This is a genomic window from Micromonospora sp. NPDC048909, assembly GCF_040649635.1.
Taxonomy (GTDB): domain Bacteria; phylum Actinomycetota; class Actinomycetes; order Mycobacteriales; family Micromonosporaceae; genus Micromonospora.
In genome coordinates this window covers 420410-438245 of sequence record NZ_JBEZFU010000006.1, presented here as the reverse complement: position 1 = coordinate 438245, position 17836 = coordinate 420410, and the positions used below count along the sequence as shown (strand labels likewise).

Sequence of the window (17836 nt, the reverse complement as noted above, 5' to 3'; positions counted from 1 at the left end):
CAGGTGAAGTTCCGGATCGCCGGTTCACTCACCCCGATACCGACGGAAACGGAAGATTGTCTGGTGCGCCGGTTCTTTCGACACCCCGTACGGCTGGTGCCGTTCGCCTTCCTGGTGCCGATCCTGATCGGCACCGGGCTGCTGTCGATGCGCGCGGCCACCGTCGACTACCAGCCCGCGCCGTTCGTCACCGCGCTCTTCACCTCGACCTCGGCGATCTCGGTCACCGGGATGGCGATCAACGACACGCCCAACTACTGGTCGGTCTGGGGACTGGTCCTCATCACCCTGCTGACCCAGCTCGGCGGCCTCGGCATCCTCACCGTCGCCGCGCTGGTCATCCTGCTGGTCAGCCGGCAGCTCGGGCTCCGCAACCGGCTGCTCGTGCAGGCGGAGACCCAGGAGTTCGGCGTCGGTGACGTGGTCCGGCTACTGCGCCGGATCGCCGTCACCGTCTTCGCCTGCGAGGCGGCGATGACCGTGCTGGTCGCCGGGCGCCTCTGGATCAGCTACGACTATCCGCCCGGCCGCGCCCTCTGGTCCGGCACCTTCCACGCGGTGCAGGCGTTCAACAACGGTGGCTTCGCCCTCTACACCGATGGGCTGCTGGCCTTCTCCCAGGATCCGTTCGTGGCGCTGCCGCTGGCGTTCGGCGCGATCATCGGCGGGCTGGGCTTCCCGGCGCTCTTCGAGGCGGTCCGCGAGTGGCGGACGCCGGTCCGCTGGGCGGTGGCCACCAAGCTGACGATCTGGGGCAGCGTGGTCCTGGTGGGGTTCGGCTTCCTCTGGCTGCTCATGACCGAGTGGACCAACCCGCGGACCATCGGCCAGTACGACATGCCGGGCAAGGTGCTCGCGTCGTTCACCCAGATCGCGCTCAGCCGCACCGGCGGGTTCGAGGTACTCGACATCACCGCGCTGCGCGAGGAGAGCTACCCGCTGCTGGTGGCGTTGATGTTCATCGGCGGCGGCAGCGCCAGCACCGCCGGCGGGATCAAGGTGTCCACCTTCTTCCTGCTCGCCTTCGTCATCTGGGCCGAGCTGCGCGGCGAACCGGACGTCTCGGTCGGGAACCGCCGGGTGGCCAACGCCAGCCAGCGGCAGGCGCTGACCGTGGCGCTGCTGAGCGTCGCGCTTGTCGCGCTCGGCACGCTGGCGGTGATCCTGTTGACCCAGGGCACCCTCTTCTACCAGGCGCTCTTCGAGGTCACGTCGGCGTTCAGCACCACCGGCCTCACCGTCGGGCTGGCTCAGCGGATGCCGGAGAGCGGGCAGATCCTGCTGACCGTCCTGATGTTCATCGGCCGGGTCGGCCCGCTCACCCTCGGGTCGGCGATCGCCCTGAACACCCGGCGCCGGCTGTACCGATACCCGGAGGAGCAACCCATTGTCGGCTAGGCACGCGGACGACAGCGGTGTCGTGGTGATCGGGCTGGGCCGGTTCGGCTGCCACCTGGCCGGCTCACTGACCCGGCTGGGTCACGAGGTGTTGGCGATCGACCGGAACCCCGAGCAGGTACAGCGCTGGTCGGCGCAGCTCGAGCGGGTGGTGCAGGCCGACTCGACCGAGGAGGACGCGCTACGCCAGCTCGGGGTCAACTCCTTCGGACGCGCCGTGGTCGCCATCGGCGCGTCGGTGGAGGCGAGTGTGCTCAGCGTCCTGGCGCTGGCCGAACTCGGGATCGAGCAGATCTGGGCCCGGGCCACCTCGATGAAGCACGCCAAGATCCTGTCGTCGGTCGGCGCCCGCCACGTGATCTTCCCCGAGGCGGAGACGGGCGAGCGGGTGGCTCACCTGATCGTCACCCGGATGCTGGACTTCATCGAGTTCGGCGACGACTTCGCCATCGCCAAGGTGCGCGTACCGGAGGTGCTGGCCGGCCGCCCGCTGTCGGAGATCCGGCCGATCGAGCGCTACGGGGTGCGGGTGCTCGGCGCCAAGCTGCCGGGCGAGCAGTTCCAGTACGCCTCGGACGCCACGGTGCTGCGGGGCGGCAGCGCGCTCGTGGTGGAGGGGAGCATCGAGCAGGTCCAGCGCTTCGCCCAACTGAGCTGAATGCGGCCGAAGGAGCGGAGCAGGCTGACCTACTTACCGCCCTTGCCCGGCCCACCGCCGGGCCCCTTGCCCTTGCCGGGCTTCTCGGGCTTGTCGGGCTTCTCGGGCTTCGGCTTGGTGCCGCCGGCAGCGCCCCGGGTCGAGGTGGCCGGCTTCGCCGGCGCCTTGGTCGGCACGGCCTTGGTGGCCGGTTTCGGTGCCGTCCCGGCCACTCCGGAGACCTGCACCCCGCAGCTCCGGTCACCCAGGCTGAACTGCACCGGCAGCGGGTTCCCGCCGGTGTAGCGGCCGGTCAGGGTGAGCTTCTCGGCGGCGCCGGGCGCCAGCGCGATCCGCTCGGCCGGCGGCCGGACGACGACCGTGCGGCCCTGCTGGCTCGCCGACGCGGGGGTCACCCGGGTCACCGTCTGCTTTCCGGGGAAGGTGAAGCTCATCGCCCAGTCGCGCAGCTCCTGGTCGCCGGTGTTGGTGAGGGTCAACTCGGCGGCGAAGTCCTTGCCGGAGTCGGTGCGCAGCGCGTACGCGACCTGGCAGGGGACCGGCTTCTCCGCCCCCATCCGCGCCTCGGTCGGCTGCTCCGTCTCCCCGCTGGCCGGGCTGCGCCCGGTCACCCCCCAGAGTGCGGCGGTGACCGCGATCAGGCCGGCCGCGGCCACGCCGGCCTCCACCCGCCGGCGCCGGGCCACCGACCGCCGGTTGCGGGTGCGCGAGAACGGCAGCGCGTCGGTCGCCGCCGACCAGGGCAGGATCGTGGTACCGGCGTTCGCCAACGTCACCGGGCCAACCGGCCCGCCGGCCGGCGAGACCGGCACGGCGGCGAGCAGCCCGGCCGCCTCGGCCAGGGTGCCGGCCAGCTCGGCGGTGCCCGGCCGGTCCTCGGGGCGCTTCGCCAGGCAGCGCCGCACCAGGTCGGCCACCTCGTCGGGGAGCCCGGGCACGGCCGGCATCGGCCCCGGGTCGGTGTACATGTGCGCCCGCAGCATCTCTGTGGTGGTGCTGGCCTGCCAGGGCAGCCGCCCGGTGAGCATCCGGTAGAGCAGCAGACCCACGGCGTACACGTCGGTGGCCGGCGAGACCTGGCCGTTGTCCAGTCGCTCCGGAGCCAGGTAGGCGGGGGTGCCGAGCAGCGTGCCGTCCGCGCCCTTCTCGCTCTCCCCGACCAGCGCCGAGATGCCGAAGTCGACGACCTTGACCCCGGTCGGCGTCAGCATCACGTTGCCCGGGGTGACGTCCCGGTGCACCACGCCGCGGGCGTGCGCGGTGGCCAGCGCGGAGGCGACCTCGGCGGAGATGGTCACCGCCTCCCGCCAGGGCAGCTGCGCCTGGCGGCCCAGCCGGCTGGTCAGCGGGGCGCCGTCGACCAGCTCCATCACCACGTACGGCACGGTCAGCCCGACCTGCTGGGACTCGCCGTAGTCGTACACGTTGGTGATGTTGGGGTGGCAGAGCCGGGCGGCGGCCTGCGCCTCGATCCGGATCCGGTGCCGGAAGGCCCGGTCGGTGGCCAGCCGCGACGCGAGCACCTTGACCGCGACCTGGCGGCCGAGCACCTCGTCGTAGCCCCGCCAGACCACGGACATGCCGCCCGCGCCGAGCTGCTCGATCAGCCGGTACCGCTCACCGAGCAGTTGCGCGCCGTTCCGGTCCCCACCGCCCATGGTCGGAGTTGTTGCCCGGTAGCGACCCGCCTACACCTGGCAGGCCGAATTCGGTTCGCGAAGTCACCCGTTCAGGCGGTGGCCAGCAACTGGTCCACCGGCGCGTAGTCGTCGGTCAGCACCAGCGCCTCGCCCACGAAGTCGGTCAGCTCAGCGCCGGAGATCAGGCTCGCCCGCACGTCCACCTCGAGCAGCCGGGCGCGTACCGCCTCCAACGGCAGCGGCGCGTCCGAGGCGACGATCACGAAGTTGGAGCCCTGCTCCCCGGCCAGCGCCTCCGGCGGCGCGATCAGCGCCACGTGCCGGAACTCGGTGGCGACCGTGGCCAGCTCGCTGCGGATGAAGCGCAGCGGCGGATAGTCGATGACGTTCTGCACGTAGACACCGCCCGGGCGGGTGACCCGATCGATGTCGGCCGCCATCTCCCGGGTGGCCAGGTGCCAGGGGACCACCAGGTGCCCGAACGCGTCGCCGACCACCAGATCGCGGCTGTCCGCCGGCTCCCCGGCGACGAGCATCCGGGCGTCGCCGGTCACCGCCCGCAGGTCCGGCCCCTGGCGTACGCCGAGGTCGCGCTCGCCCAGCTCGATGAGCCCGCCGTCGATCTCGAAGACCAGGTTGTCGGTGCCGGGCCGGGTGGCGGTCAGGTAGCGCGGCACGGTGAACCCGCCACCGCCCAGGTGCAGCGCGTCCAGCCGCTGCCCGGCCGGCGCGACCACGTCGGCCACCGCGCCGAACCACTTGGTGTACGCGTACTCCAGGTGGCGCGGGTCGTCGAGGTCCACGTAGGAGTGCTGCGCCGAGTTGAGCAGCAGCGTCCGCCCGCTCGCCCGGTCGGGATCGGCCTCCACCTTCGCGCAGTGGTACGCGGTCTCGATGTCACACGGGTTCGGCGCGACCGTGGTCAGCCCGGCGCCGACCAGACCGAGCACCGCGAGCGCGGCCTTGGCCCGGGCCGGACCGGGCAGCTCGGTGCGCGACTGCCGGCGCAGGTACCAGCCGACGCAGAGGCCGGTGACCCCGAGCGCCACCGCCAGCGCCAGCAGGATCACGGTGCTGGGCAGGGCGGCGACCAGCACGAAGCCGGTGAGCAGGGTGGCGGTGATGCCGCCGAGGGTGCCGATGCCGGAGAGCCGGCCGACCACCTGGCCGGTGCGGCGCAGGTCGGCGAGTTGGAGCTTCACCACCAGCGGGGTCACCGCGGCGAGCAGCACCGCCGGGACGAAGACGGCCAGCGCGACGAGCAGCAGGATGGCGCTCGCCGCCCCGCCCCGCAGCACCTCGCCCGCGTACCGGACCACCGGCAGGGTGATCGCGGTGGCGATGCCGGCCAGCACCAGCGCGGGGGCCAGCAGCGGGCGGGGGTCACGCCGGTCGGCCAGCCAGCCACCGGACCAGGCGCCGTAGGCGATCGCGGCCAGCGCGATGCCGATCACCGAGCTGGTGACCTGGAGGGTGACTCCGACGTACGGGCCGACCAGGCGCAGGGCGGCCGTCTCCAGCACCAGGACGGCGCCGCTGGCGAAGAAGACCAGGAAGGCGGCGAGGCCTCCTGGCAGGGCGCGGACGGGATCGCCCGGTACGGGGGGCGCGGACGGGGCCGCAACCTCGGACGGTGGGGAGCTCATCGTCGCGATGGTACGCAGCCGACCCGGCTTCGCGCGTCAGTACATCGAGAGATGAACATGGTTCGTGTGGCTCGCCGCCGGGCTGCCACTACCGCTGTAGGAGCGCCAGCCGGTGCCGGGATGCCAGATCTGCCGGTACCAGATCACGTAGAGCACGCCCAGCCGGTTCGCGTTACGCACGTGCCAGGCGGCGAGGCTGTCGCCGTACGCCTTGTCGCCGCCGGTCGCGTTGCGGTCCTCGAAGCCGTTGGTCGCGGCGGCGAAGTCGCAGGCCCGACCCTTGGGATGCTCGCCGCCGCCGCCGCTGCGGTGGCAGGAGACGTACCGCTTGTAGCCGGCCGCCTTGGTCTGCTGCAGGGCGTTGAGGGTGCGCGGGGTGATGCAGCCGGAGGTGGTCGGATCGTTCACCGAGCAGGACTCCGACGGCCAGGATCCGTCGGAGTTGCGCGGCGCCGGCTTCGCCGAGGAGGAGCTGCCGCCGCTGAACCCGCCGCTGGTGCCCGAGCTGACCTCGGCCAGCGCCGCTTCGGCCTCCTTCTTCTTCTTCGCCATCACGGCGAGCTGCTTCTGCTGCTCGCGCACCTCGGCGTCGATGGCGAGCTTGGCCTGCTGCGCCTGCTGGCGCGCCTCACTGAAAGAGCGCAACCGCCTGCTGTCGCGCTGCGCCATCAGGTCGAGGTTGGCCGCCCGCTCCAGGAAGGCCTCCGGGGAGGCGCTGTTGAGCAGCATCGACGTCGGGGTGAGCCGACCCACCCGGTAGGACTGCGCGGCCACCTCGCCGACCTGCGCGGTCAGCTCGGTCACCCGCGCTTCGAGAGTGCCCATCTCGGCCACCAGCTGCTTCTGCCGGCGCTTGGAGTTGTCCAGCTTCGCCTTGGCCTCGATGTGCGCCTTGGCGGTGGCCTCCAGGGCGTCCTGCAGCTTCTTGGTCCCGCCCTCGTTCGGCTCCGCGTAGGCGGGCACCGCACCGCTGCCGAGCAGCAGCGCGACGGCGGCGAGCAGTGCGATCAGCGGGCCGCGGGCGCGACGCCGGCTGGGCATGGTCGTGGGCACGACTGCGTCCTTCCGTCGACCGCCGGCCCCCCGGTTGATCCTGCGCGGCGGCGGCCCCGCCGGCGCCGATCGGCGGCCTGCTGGCGGTGACCGCCGGTCACGATACCGGACCGGCCGGCGCTGATCGGCCCCCCGAACACCGGTGGCGCGGAACCTCGACGCACCGTGTCGGGCCGGTCGCCGAACGCGTCGGTCAGTCGCCCAGCAGGGCGTCCCGCGCCTCGGCCCACACCCGCTCGTTAGCCGCGACCAGCAGCCCACGCCCATCGTCAGCGGGGTGGTACTCGGTGCCGTCGAACCGCCGGGCGACGCCGCCCGCGGCCCGGACCAGCAGCGCGCCCGGCGCATGATCCCAGGGCAGGGTGCGCCAGAAGAGCGCGAACTGCTGCTCTCCGGTGAGGATGTCGAGGTACTCCCGGCCGGCGCAGTGCTGACCGGGGAGCAGCTCGCCGATCCGCGAGCCACCGGCCTGTACCCGGTCCCGGGCGGCCGGCGGCAGGAACCGGGTCACCGCCATCCCCCGCAGCGCGCTCGGCGTGGAATCCGTTCCGCCGTTCTGCACCAGCTGCCCATCGAGGTACGTCCCGAGGCCGAGCCGGGCGGTCGCGAGCGTGTCGGCCAGCGGGTCGAGTACCCAGGCGGCGACCGTCTCCCCCTCGCTCAGGAGCGCGATCATCAGGGCGAACGGCCGGCGGCCGGCGGCGAAGTTGGACGTCCCGTCGACCGGGTCGACGAGCCAGACCTCCCCACCGCCGCGCAGGTGCCGGAGCAGCCCCTGATCCTCGGCGACCGCCTCCTCGCCGACCACCACCGAACCGGGCCGGAGCCGGCGCAGGCCGGCCGAGATCAGCTCTTCGGCCCGCCGGTCCGCGACGGTGACGATCTCACCGGGCGCCTTCTCGGCGACGTCGGCGGCGTCGAGCTTGCGGAACAGCGGGACGACGACCTGGTCGGCGGTCTCCCGCAGCAGCGTGCCGACGTCGTCGAGGAGGGTGTCAGCCACGCGGCGGCAACTTGACCACGCTGACGAAGAACTCGTCGATCTGCCGGACCACCGAGATGAACCGCTCGAAGTCCACCGGCTTGGTCACGTAGGCGTTGGCGTGCAGCTGGTAGCTGCGCAGGATGTCCTCGTCCGCCTGGGAGGTGGTGAGCACCACGACCGGGATCCGGCGCAGGTCCTCGTCGTTCTTGATCTCCTCCAGCACCTCGCGGCCGTCCCGCCGGGGCAGGTTGAGATCCAGCAGGATCAGGTCCGGGCTCACCGCGTCCGTGTACTGGCCCTCGCGGCGCAGGTAGGCCAGCGCCTCGGCGCCGTCGGTGACGACGGTCAGCCGGTTGCGCAGCTTGTGCTCCTCGAACGCCTCCTGGGTCATCAACACGTCGCCCGGATCGTCTTCGACCAGGAGGACCTCGATCGGGCTCTTGCCGTCTGCCGGCGCTGTCATCCCACCGTCTCCCTCATGCCACCCGTTCTACCGCCTTCCGGCGCCGCGTCCGTGCGGTCTGGCCGGTCTGCCCGCTCCGGTTGCTCCTGCTGCGTGCCGCCGGCCGGCGCCGCGGCCTCGGACGGCTGGTCGGCGTCCGGCCCGTTCGGCGACGCCGTCGCGCCGTCCCCCGTCGAGCCCTCCGCCGTGCCCGGCTCCGCGGCGGACGCCTCGATCTCCGCGGGCAGCGCGGGGAGGGTGAATCGGATCGCCGTCCCCTCCGGGACGGAGGTGTCCACCCAGACCCGGCCACCGTGGTACTCCACGATCTTCTTCGCGATGGCCAGCCCGATCCCGGTGCCCGGGTACGCGTCCTTGGAGTGCAGCCGCTGGAAGATGACGAAGATCTTGTCGGCGAACTCCGGCTCGATGCCGATGCCGTTGTCCTCGCAGCTGATCTCCCACTCGTCGCCGACCCGCCGGGCCGAGACGTGCACCCGCGCCGGCACGTCCGGCCGGCGGAACTTGATCGAGTTGCTGACCAGGTTGGCCAGCAGGTTGGTGAGCAGCGGCTCCTCACCCCGGATGACCGGCAGCTCGGACCAGGTCAGCTCGGCGTCCGCGTACTGCCGCGCCGCCTCGGTCTGGCCGGCCACATCGCCCATCACCTTGTTCAGGTCGACCTCGGTGAAGCCGGCGGTGAGCCGACCGATCCGGGAGAACGCCAGCAGGTCGTTGATCAGGCGCTGCATACGCTGGGCGCCGTCCACCGCGAACGCGATGTACTGGTCGGCCCGCTCGTCCAGCTGCCCGGCGTAGCGGCGCTGGAGCAGCTGGCAGAAGCTGGCCACCTTGCGCAGCGGCTCCTGCAGGTCGTGCGAGGCAACGTAGGCGAACTGCTCCAGGTCACGGTTGGAGCGGGTCAGCTCCTCGGCCTGCTTCTGGAGCTGGCTGTTGACCCACTCGATCCGTTCCCGGGCCTCCCGGACCTCGGCCAGGTCGGCGGCGATCTTCTGCCGCATCGCGTCCACGTCGTCGGCGAGCCGCAGGAACTCCGGTGGGCCGGCGCCGGCGATGCGGTGCTGGAAGTCGCCCTCGGCGACCTCCCGGACCTGCTCGGCGAGCCCGGTCAGCGGGCGCACCACCATCCGGTCCAGCGAGAGCACCAACAGCATTCCGGCGACCACCACCACCAGCCCGGCCGCGATCAGCAGGACGACCAGCAGGTTGCCGGTCCGGCGGATGTTCTCGGCGTTCTGCTCACGCGCGCCGAGGATGTCGGCCTGGAGTTCCTCCACGGCGGCGCGTACCCCGTCGAACTGCTGGCGGGACTGTTCGGTGATGAGCGCCTGACCGGCGGCGGTGCCGCTCTGCTCGGTCGTCGTGATCACCGGGACGGCGACCGACTGTCGCCACTGCTCCGTCTGCTGCTCGACCTGCCCCAGTTCCTCCGCGATCTCCGGGTACTCGGCCAGCAGCCGCCGCATCGACTCGACCAGGTCCTGCTCCTGCTGCACCCCGGCCTCGTACGGACCGAGGTCGGCCCGGTCGCCGCTGACCGCGAAGCCCCGGACCGCGGTCTCCTGGTCCAGCAACGCGTTGAGCAGCTCCTGGGCGTGCACCCGGAGCGGGCCGGTGGTGTTCAACAGCGCGTCGACGTGGGTGCGGTTGCGCGCGGCGACCGCGGCCTCGGCCGCGGCCAGCCCGACGAGGAGGACGCCGACGACGGCGAGCAGCGTGACCACCCGCTGGCGCAGGCTCCAGCGGGACGTACCGACCTTCACCGGCCACCACCTCGGCTGACCATGAGCATGGCGACGTCGTCGGCGAGCGGGCCGCCGTTGATCTGCTCGGCCCGCCCGACCAGCCAGGCCGGCAGCTCTGGCAGCGGCACCGACCGACTGGCCGGCTCTTCCAGCAGACGGTTGAGGCCGGGCACGTCGAGTCGCTCGTCGCTGTCGCCCACCCGCCCCTCGATCAGTCCGTCGGTGTACATCAACAGGGACCAGTCCTCAGTGTCGAACTCCAGGTCGTAGGCGACCGGCCGGCGGGGCCGGACGCCGAGCAGCCGGCCGCCGGGCGCCGGCACCGGCGCCACCCCGCCGCGGGAGAGCAGCAGCGGCGGCGGGTGCCCGGCCAGGCGTACGGTGGCCCGGTTGGTGTCCAGGTCGAGCCGGGCGGTCGCCACGGTCGCGAAGATCTCCTGGAGCCGGCGCTCGCTCATCAGCACCTGCTCCAGCGCGGGCAGCACCTCGTCGTCGGGGACCCCCGCGAGCACCAGGGCCCGCCAGGCGACCCGCAGCTCGACGCCGAGCGCCGCCTCGTCCACCCCGTGCCCGCAGACGTCGCCGACGATCAGGTCGACCCGGTCGGGCCGGGTCTGCACCACGTCGTAGAAGTCGCCGCCGATCAGCGCGGCGTGCCGGCCCGGCCGGTAGAAGGTGTGCACCGCCACCTGGTCGGTCGACATCAGCGGCTGGGGCAGCAGACCCCGCTCCAGGCGGGCCGACTCGGCCTGGCGCAGCTCGACCTCGCGCAGCCGGCGGGCGTTCTCGTCGGCGCGCTTGCGCTCCACCGCGTAGCGCAGCGCCCGGGTCAGCAGGACCCCGTCGACCTGTCCCTTGACCAGGTAGTCCTGGGCGCCTTCGGCCACCGCGACGATGCCCAGGTGCTCGTCGGAGCGCCCGGTCAGCACGCAGACCGCCGCGCCGCTGGACATCTCCAGCACCTGGCGCAGCCCGTCCAGCCCCTGGGCATCGGGCAGGCCGAGGTCGAGCAGCACACAGTCGACGCCCATCACCCGCTGGCGGGCCTCGCTGAGACTGGTCGCCACCAGCAGATCGATCATCGAATTGGTCTCGGCCAGCAGCTCGCCGACGAGGAAGGCGTCGCCCTCGTCGTCCTCCACCAGCAGCACCCGGAGCCGCTCACCCGGCGGCACCTTGGGGTGTCCGCCCTGCACATGGGCCCGCGGCACGACTGAGGGACCGGTCAGGCCGGCCCCCCGGTGCGGCCGGGTCACCGCCGCGAGACGCGGGAGATCGCTGGTGATGTCGGGCTCCTTCCGAGTGCCCTGCTGATCCTGTATTAGACAACGGTCGCACACAACACGACGGGCTCGGCGTCGGCGGCAATGGGGCGGATCACTGCCCGCTATGGGGCAAACCGGTCCCTCACGTCGGGCTCCCGGGCGGGTGCGCGTCCCGGGCATCCCGTTCCGAGGTTTGTGGGGGCAGGATGGGGCCACCCAGCCCCACCGCCCCACCCCGAGGAGTTCCCGTGGGCGCACCCCCCACCCCCGCCGCCGACCGCGCGCCGGCCCGGCCCGGGCCGCGCGTGCCCGCCGCCGACCGGGCGATGGCCCGGCCCCGGCGGCGGCTGGCCGCCGCCGCGGCGGCGCTCGTCGCGTTGGTCGCCGTCGGCGCGGGCAGCCTGATCGACCTGCGCACTCCGGCGCCCCAGCCGACCGGTGCGCCGACCGACGAGTTCAGCGCCGGCCGGGCGTACGAGAACGTCAAGATCATCGCGGCCCGGACGCACCCGGCCGGGAGCCCGGCCAACGACCAGGTCCGGGCCCACGTCGAGCAGGTGCTGCGCGGACTGGGCCTGGAGACGCAGGTGCAGGACAGCGTGGCGCCGGAGGCCGGGCAGCTCAGCGGAGCCGCCGGCGGCACCACCCTGGCCCGGGTCCGCAACGTGGTGGCCCGGCTCCCTGGCACCGACCCGACCGGCCGGGTCTTCCTGGTCGCCCACTACGACTCGGTGCAGACCGGCCCGGGCGGCAACGACGACGCCGCCGGCACGTCCACCATCCTGGAGGTGGCCCGCGCGCTGGCCACCGGCCCGCGACCGCGAAACGACATCGTCTTCGTGCTCACCGACGCCGAGGAGGCCTGCCTCTGCGGTGCGGCCGCGTTCGCTGCCAGCCACCCGCTCGCCGCCGACGGCGGCGTGGTGCTGAACCTGGAGGCGCGGGGCTCCACCGGCCCGGTGATCATGTTCGAGACGTCCCGGGACAACGCGAAGCTGGTCGACGTCTTCGCCCGGGCCGCGCCGCACCCGGTCGGCACCTCGTTCGCCGTGGAGATCTACCGGGCCCTGCCCAACGACACCGACTTCACCGCGTTCCTGAACAAGAACTTCGTCGGCCTGAACTCGGCGTACATCGACGGCGGCGCGATCTACCACACCCCGCTGGACACCCCGGCGGCGATGGACCGGGCCAGCCTCCAGCAGCACGGCGACAACGCGCTCGGCCTGGCCCGCGAGTTCGGCCGCACCGACCTGACCGACCTGCGCGCCGGTGGCGACGCCAGCTACTTCCCGGTGCCCGGCGGGCTGGTCCACTATCCGGGCTGGCTGACGCTTCCGCTGGCGCTGCTGGCGCTGGCCGCCGTGGTCGCCGTCGGCTGGCTGGCCCGCCGCCGCGGGCGCACCACCGGGGGCCGGCTGGCCGCCGGTTTCGGGCTGGCCCTGGTGCCGATCGTGGCCGCCCCGCTCGCCGCGCAGCTGCTCTGGGCGGCGGTCACCGCGATCCGGCCCGGCTACGCCGAGCTGCTCGACCCGTACCGGCCGATCTGGTACCGGCTCGCCGTCCTGGCGCTCGCTGCCGCCGTCGTCTTCACCTGGTACGCGCTGACCCGCCGCTGGATCGGTCCGGCCGCACTGGCCATCGGCGGGCTGGGCTGGCTGGCCGCGCTCGGGGTGCTGCTGGCCGTGGCGGTGCCGGGCGGGGCGTACCTGACCACCCTGCCGGCGCTGGCCGGCGCGCTCGCCGGGCTGATCGCACTCGGCACCCGGGTCGACGGCCCGTGGCCGGTGGTCGCGGTGACCGTGGCCGGCGCGGTCGGCGTGGTGATCCTCCTCCCCACGGTGGTACTGCTCTTCCCGGCGCTCGGCATGGCGATGGGCGGAGTCGCGGCCCTGGTCGCGGTGCTGCTGGGGCTGGCCGCGCTGCCGGTGGTGGATCTGCTGCACCCGCAGGCCGGCGGGCAGCGCGGCCTGGTCGCGGGCCGGGCCCGGCGGCTCGGCGCGCTGCCGGCGGTGGCCGCCTCGGTCGCGGCGCTGGTGCTGGCCGGCGTCGGCCTGCGGGTCGACCGGTTCGACGCGGCGCACCCCGCGCCCACCCACCTGATGTACGCCCTGGACGCCGGGACCGGCCAGGCCCGCTGGCTGAGCCATGAGGCCGAGCCGCAGCCGTGGACCGACAGGTACGTGGACGGGGTGCAGTCCGTCGCCGACGACTTCCCGGGTCTGGGCGACGGTGAACTGCGCACCGGGCCGGCGCCGGCGGCGAACCTGCCGGCGCCGAAGCTGGAGGTGCTCGCCGACAGCGGCCCCGGCGCCGAGCGCACCCTGCGGGTGCGGCTCACCCCGCAGCGCCCGGTCCGCCTGGCCACCCTGCACGTGGACTCGGCGACCGCGACCGTGCTGCGCGCCGAGGTGGCCGGCCGGTCCGTGCCGGTCGAGGCGCGCACCGGCCGGTGGGGCTTCGGGGTGGTCTTCCACGCCCCACCCGCGGAGGGCATCGAGGTGACGCTCACCGTCACGCCGAAGGCGGAGCGGGTCGAGCTGCGCGCGATGGACGCCAGCGACGGGTTGGCCGAACTTCCCGGCTTCCAGCCCCGGCCGGCGGACGTCGGAATCGTCGGGTCGCACAGCTCGGAGATGCTCGCCGTCGCCCGGACCTATCCGGTCTGATCGGAACGCGACGGGTCGCCCAGGGTGGCCGGCCGGCCTCGATAGGCTGTCTCGTCGGCCGGCACCGACGGTGGTCGGCGGGCTCTCTGGTCCTGGCGAGGGGCGGTTCTGGCGATGGTGGACAGACAGGACGTCGAGGCGGCCGCCGCGCTGATCGGCGGCCGGGTACGGCAGACTCCCGTGCTCACCCTCGACGGCGGCGAGCTTGGTGTGCCCGGGCGGCTCAGCTTCAAGCTGGAACTGCATCAGCACGCCGGCTCCTTCAAGCCGCGCGGCGCGTTCAACCGGATGCTCCAGGGGCCACTGCCCGCAGCGGGCGTGCTGGCCGCGTCGGGTGGCAACCACGGTCTCGCCGTCGCCTACGCGGCCCGCGCCCTGGCCGTTCCGGCCGAGGTGTTCGTGCCGGTGACCGCGTCCCCGGTCAAGGTGGAGCGACTGGCCGGGTTGGGCGCCACGGTGCAGCAGGTCGGCCAGCACTACGCGGAGGCGTTCGCGGCGAGCACCCGACGGGCCGAGGAGACCGGTGCCCTCGTGGTGCACGCGTACGACCAGCCGGAGGTGGTCGCCGGCCAGGGCACCGTCGGCCGCGAACTGGAGCGGCAGGTCGACGGTATCGACACGGTGCTGGTGGCGGTCGGCGGTGGCGGCCTGGTCTCCGGCATCGCGACCTGGTTCGACGGCGGGGTGCGGGTGGTGGCCGTCGAACCGGAGCAGATCCCCACCCTGCACACCGCGTTGAAGGCCGGTCGCCCGGTCGACGTCGAGGTGGGCGGCATCGCCACCGACTCGCTCGGCGCCCGCCGGATCGGTGAGATCGCCTTCGACACCGCCCGGCGGACGGGCGTGCAGTCCGTGCTGGTGCGCGACGAGGATCTGGTGCGCGCCCGCCGGCTGCTCTGGTCGGAGCTACGGGTCGCCGCCGAACTGGGCGGAGCCGCCGCGCTGGCCGCGCTGCTCGGCGGGGCGTACGTGCCGGCGGCGGGCGAGCGGGTGGCGCTGATCGTCTGCGGCGGCAACACCGATCCGAGCGACCTGGCGACCGCCCGTCCGCACTGACGGCCTTCAGCGTCGTGGGCCGCGATCGAACACCCGGTCGAGGTGATAGGTCAGGATCGCCAGCGCGGCGTCGCCGTCGCGTTGACCGCCGAGCACGCTGGAACCGAGGCCGTTGGTCAGGGCCAGCAGGCCGGCGACCACCGTCTCCGGGTCGAGACCCGGGTCCACCTGCCCGTCCTCCTGCGCCGTGCGGAGATGACCGGCGAGGAAGCGTTCCAGCGCGTCGGGATAGGTGGTGCCGTGCCGTGCCGCGAGTTCCGGCTCGGCGAGCACCAGCGTGTAGTACGCCGCGTAGGTCCTCGTCAGCCGGCGGCTCTCCTCGTCGGTCGGCAGGATCGCGGTGAGGGTGCCGTAGATGACGCTGCGCGGGGTCGGCGGCGTGCCGATCGCCCGGATGCGGTCCCGGACCCGGGCGGAGAGTTGTTCGCCGAGGTAGGCGAGCGCACCGAGCAGCAACTCGTCCTTGCTGTGGAAGTAGTACTGCACGAGCCGCAGCGACACGCCGGCCTCCGCCGCCACCTCGCGCATGCTCGCCGCCTGCAGGCCCCGGGTGTTCGCGATGCGCAGCAGCGCCTCGCCGATCTGTCGGCGACGCACGTCGTGGTCCACGCGCTTGGGCACGGCGCTCCATTCGATTCGGGATCGCGGTCTCCGCGGTCTGCCACTCGGCCTATCACGCCGTCCGGTTTTGATGATACGCTTGTATCACTAAAGCCGACCGGGATCGGGGGCCGCCATGTCGACCGACCGCATCAGCGAGTTCACCAGCGACCGGGCGCGCCGCAAGTTCCTCGCCGCGTACACGCGCACCTTCGGTCGACTGTGGCCGGCCGACCACACCTCCCTCGACCTGCCCACCACCTTCGGCACCGCACGGGTCTACCGGACGGGCCGACCCGACGGGACACCGGTCGTGCTGCTGCCCGGCGCCGGCGGCAGTTCGCTCATGTGGCACCGCTACGTCGCCCGACTCGGCGAGAATCGCCCGGTGCTGGCCGTCGACCCGTGCGGCGAGCCGGGCGGGTCCACCCAGGACCGGCCGATCACCGGCGGAGCCGACCTGTCGCAGTGGCTCGGCGAGGTCATCGCCGGCCTGGACGTCGACCGCGCGCATCTCGTCGGCTGCTCCTACGGCGGCTGGACGGCCCTGCAGCACGCCATCAACGCTCCGAACCAGGTCGCCAGCGTCACCCTGCTCGACCCGGCCGGGTTCGGCAAGGTCACCGGTCGCTTCCTCGCCTGGGTGATCGTCGGTGGGCTCGCCGGCCTCGCGCCCCGGCCGCTGCGCCGACGAGCGGCCCGCTGGCTGCACAACACCACCCTGCTCGACGACGACCTCATGCGCCTCGCCCTGGTGACCGCGGGCTTCCGCCGCCGGCTGCCCGTCCCGCCGACCCTGACCGACGAGGAGTTGCGCGCGGTGGCCGCCCCGACCCTCGTCCTGCTCGGCGAACGCAGCCAGATGTACGACTCGGCGCTGGTCGCCGCCCGAATCCGAAGCCTGGTCCCCGCCGCCCGGGTCGAGATCGTCCCCGGCGCGGGTCACGACCTGCCGATGTACCACCCCGAGCTGATCATCGACCGGACGACCGAATTCCTCGCCCGCGCCGAGACCCCGGCCTGACTACTTCCAACGAAAGTGCACGAAGAGGCGGCCGAAGTTCTTCGAGTCCTTCTCGACCCGGTGGTAGAGCTGCTTGACGTCCTTCTGGTCGAGGAACCGCAGCACCCGCTTCTTGAGCTGACCGGAGCCCTTACCGGGGATGATCTCCACGAGGGTGGCCTTCTTCGCCACCGCCTCGTCCATGATCCCGCGCAGCGCGCGGTCGATGTCCTGCCCCTTGTTGAAGATCTCGTGCAGGTCGAGCTTGAGCTTCACGACGTGCCCACCTCCAGCTCAGCTCCCATGACGGCCCAATGGTAGGCCCGGACGGAACGCGACGGGGCAGCCCCGGTGGGGCTGCCCCGTCCGCTCGTCCGACCGCCGGCCGCGCTGCGGCCGGCCGGTGCTCAGCGCCCGCCCACCCGGGTCTCCACCCGGCGCAGCGCGGTCGTGTAGTCGTCGTTGCCCGAGTGCATCGCCGCGGCGATCCGCAGGTGCCGCAGGGCGTCGGCGTGCCGGTTCAGCCGCTCCAGCGTCCGGCCCAGCACGTGGTGGGCGTAGTGGTCGCTGGGGTCGCGGTCGACCAGCGCGCGCAGCTGCTCCTCGGCCCGGTTGAGCTGGGCCGACAGGAAGTACGCCCGGGCCAGCAGTTGCCGTACCGCGGCGTTGCCCGGCTCGGCCTCGACGATCGGTTCGAGCAGCCGGGCCGCTCCGGTCGGGTCACCGGTTTCGAAGAACATGGTCGCCCGCCGGTACTCAGCCAGAAGATCCATTCGACCCACCCCCTCGTATCGCGCCGTCACTCCCCCGACGCTGACACAACACCGACCGGATGGCGACTGTTCCCGGGGCCGATCCGCCGGCACGGGCGTCGGATCACGCGCGCCGGGCGGCCGAGAGATCCCAGGCTCGGACGCCGCCGATGATCCCGGCGGTGTTCGGCACCACCACCACGTCGTCACCCATCCGGGTCAGCTGCTCCGGACGGATCAGCCGGGAATTTCCCCCACCCAGGTAGAGCCGGTCCCACCGGAACACCGGGCGGAGCCCGTCCACCACCCCGCGGACCCGCCTGGACCAGAACGCGTCACCCAGCCGGCGCCGTTCCGGCTCGCCGACGTACGTGTCGTAGGTCATCCCCCAGCGCACCGGCGCCTGGGAGAGCTCCAGGTGCGGCGCGAGGATCCCGCCGTCGAAGAGCGCGCAGCCCAGCCCGGTGCCGAGGGTGAGCACCAGCTCCAGCCCGGTGCCCGCCACCACCCCGGCGCCGTGCACCTCGGCGTCGTTGAGGGCCAGCACCGGCACCCCGAACGCCTCCGCGAGCGCCGTCCGCACGTCCCAGCCGGACCACTCGGCGAGCAGGTCGGGATCGACCCGGGTACGCGGCCCGGCCCGGGTGACGTAGTGCGGCGTGGCCACCACTACGCCGTGCCGGAGCATGCCGGGCAGCCCGACGGTCACCCGGTCCGCGGCGGGCAGCCGGGCGCCCAGGTCCAGCAGGGTCTTGACGAAGAGCGCGGGCGGCAGCGGGTACGGCGTGGGCACCCGCAGCGGCCGCGTCCGCATCGTGCCCGCCCCGTCGAGGACGGAGGCCTTGATGCCGCCTCCGCCGCAGTCGATCGCCAGTGTGGTCACCACCCCGCCGAGTCTGCCCC

Annotated in this window: 16 protein-coding genes; 5 read left to right on the top strand and 11 right to left on the bottom strand. The window is 73.2% G+C overall.

Annotated features, from left to right (window positions below):
- Positions 1-63 precede the first annotated feature (63 nt).
- Complete coding sequence (locus AB0C04_RS19685) at positions 64-1398, top strand: potassium transporter TrkG (RefSeq protein WP_357056354.1); 1335 nt, start codon at positions 64-66, stop codon at positions 1396-1398.
- On the top strand, positions 1388-2056 hold the full coding sequence (locus AB0C04_RS19680) for a TrkA family potassium uptake protein (protein WP_357056351.1): 669 nt from the start codon (positions 1388-1390) through the stop codon (positions 2054-2056). The genes AB0C04_RS19685 and AB0C04_RS19680 overlap by 11 nt, the downstream gene beginning before the upstream one ends.
- Positions 2057-2085: 29 nt before the next feature.
- Here the strand turns inward: AB0C04_RS19680 and AB0C04_RS19675 are convergent, their stop codons facing one another.
- The 7 genes from AB0C04_RS19675 to AB0C04_RS19645 all read right to left on the bottom strand — a co-directional run bounded on the left by AB0C04_RS19675 (position 2086) and on the right by AB0C04_RS19645 (position 10799).
- The gene (locus tag AB0C04_RS19675; protein ID WP_357056348.1) at positions 2086-3714 is read right to left on the bottom strand and encodes a serine/threonine-protein kinase; all 1629 of its coding nucleotides are present in this window, start codon (positions 3712-3714) and stop codon (positions 2086-2088) included.
- Between the two features lie 71 nt (positions 3715-3785).
- Positions 3786-5342, bottom strand: coding sequence for a fused MFS/spermidine synthase (locus tag AB0C04_RS19670; protein WP_357056345.1), 1557 nt, complete (start codon positions 5340-5342; stop codon positions 3786-3788).
- A 36-nt stretch (positions 5343-5378) separates the two neighbouring features.
- A complete protein-coding gene (locus tag AB0C04_RS19665; RefSeq protein ID WP_357056580.1) occupies positions 5379-6383 on the bottom strand; it encodes a hypothetical protein in 1005 nt (334 codons plus the stop codon).
- Positions 6384-6588: 205 nt separating this feature from the next.
- Positions 6589-7398 (bottom strand): inositol monophosphatase family protein, encoded by an 810-nt coding sequence (locus AB0C04_RS19660; RefSeq protein WP_357056342.1) that lies wholly within the window; start codon positions 7396-7398, stop codon positions 6589-6591.
- Positions 7391-7843 carry a response regulator gene (locus AB0C04_RS19655; protein ID WP_357056339.1) on the bottom strand — a complete coding sequence of 151 codons (453 nt, stop codon included), beginning with the start codon at positions 7841-7843 and terminating at the stop codon, positions 7391-7393. Before AB0C04_RS19655 ends, AB0C04_RS19660 begins: the two co-directional genes overlap by 8 nt.
- A complete protein-coding gene (locus AB0C04_RS19650; protein WP_357056336.1) occupies positions 7840-9606 on the bottom strand; it encodes an ATP-binding protein in 1767 nt (588 codons plus the stop codon). Before AB0C04_RS19650 ends, AB0C04_RS19655 begins: the two co-directional genes overlap by 4 nt.
- Positions 9603-10799, bottom strand: a complete 1197-nt coding sequence (locus tag AB0C04_RS19645) for a fused response regulator/phosphatase (protein WP_357056333.1) — start codon at positions 10797-10799, stop codon at positions 9603-9605. The genes AB0C04_RS19650 and AB0C04_RS19645 overlap by 4 nt, the downstream gene beginning before the upstream one ends.
- A gap of 380 nt (positions 10800-11179) precedes the next feature.
- On the opposite strand from AB0C04_RS19645, the gene AB0C04_RS19640 reads away from it, so the two are divergent.
- Together AB0C04_RS19640 and AB0C04_RS19635 are read left to right on the top strand one after the other, a co-directional pair.
- The gene (locus tag AB0C04_RS19640; RefSeq protein ID WP_357056577.1) at positions 11180-13522 is read left to right on the top strand and encodes a M28 family peptidase; all 2343 of its coding nucleotides are present in this window, start codon (positions 11180-11182) and stop codon (positions 13520-13522) included.
- Positions 13523-13636: 114 nt separating this feature from the next.
- A complete protein-coding gene (locus AB0C04_RS19635; protein ID WP_357056330.1) occupies positions 13637-14578 on the top strand; it encodes a threonine/serine dehydratase in 942 nt (313 codons plus the stop codon).
- A gap of 6 nt (positions 14579-14584) precedes the next feature.
- Here the strand turns inward: AB0C04_RS19635 and AB0C04_RS19630 are convergent, their stop codons facing one another.
- Positions 14585-15199 (bottom strand): TetR/AcrR family transcriptional regulator, encoded by a 615-nt coding sequence (locus AB0C04_RS19630; protein ID WP_357056327.1) that lies wholly within the window; start codon positions 15197-15199, stop codon positions 14585-14587.
- A 115-nt stretch (positions 15200-15314) separates the two neighbouring features.
- Here AB0C04_RS19630 and AB0C04_RS19625 point away from each other — a divergent pair, with 115 nt between their 5' ends.
- Complete coding sequence (locus AB0C04_RS19625; RefSeq protein ID WP_357056324.1) at positions 15315-16202, top strand: alpha/beta fold hydrolase; 888 nt, start codon at positions 15315-15317, stop codon at positions 16200-16202.
- Here AB0C04_RS19625 and AB0C04_RS19620 read toward each other — a convergent pair whose 3' ends face one another.
- From AB0C04_RS19620 to AB0C04_RS19610, 3 genes are all read right to left on the bottom strand, one after another.
- Positions 16203-16457: a Smr/MutS family protein gene (locus AB0C04_RS19620; RefSeq protein WP_007465523.1), complete on the bottom strand. Its 255-nt coding sequence runs from the start codon at positions 16455-16457 to the stop codon at positions 16203-16205.
- A 131-nt stretch (positions 16458-16588) separates the two neighbouring features.
- On the bottom strand, positions 16589-16954 hold the full coding sequence (locus tag AB0C04_RS19615) for a tetratricopeptide repeat protein (protein WP_357056321.1): 366 nt from the start codon (positions 16952-16954) through the stop codon (positions 16589-16591).
- A 103-nt stretch (positions 16955-17057) separates the two neighbouring features.
- Positions 17058-17819 (bottom strand): ROK family protein, encoded by a 762-nt coding sequence (locus tag AB0C04_RS19610; RefSeq protein WP_357056318.1) that lies wholly within the window; start codon positions 17817-17819, stop codon positions 17058-17060.
- Positions 17820-17836 lie beyond the last annotated feature (17 nt).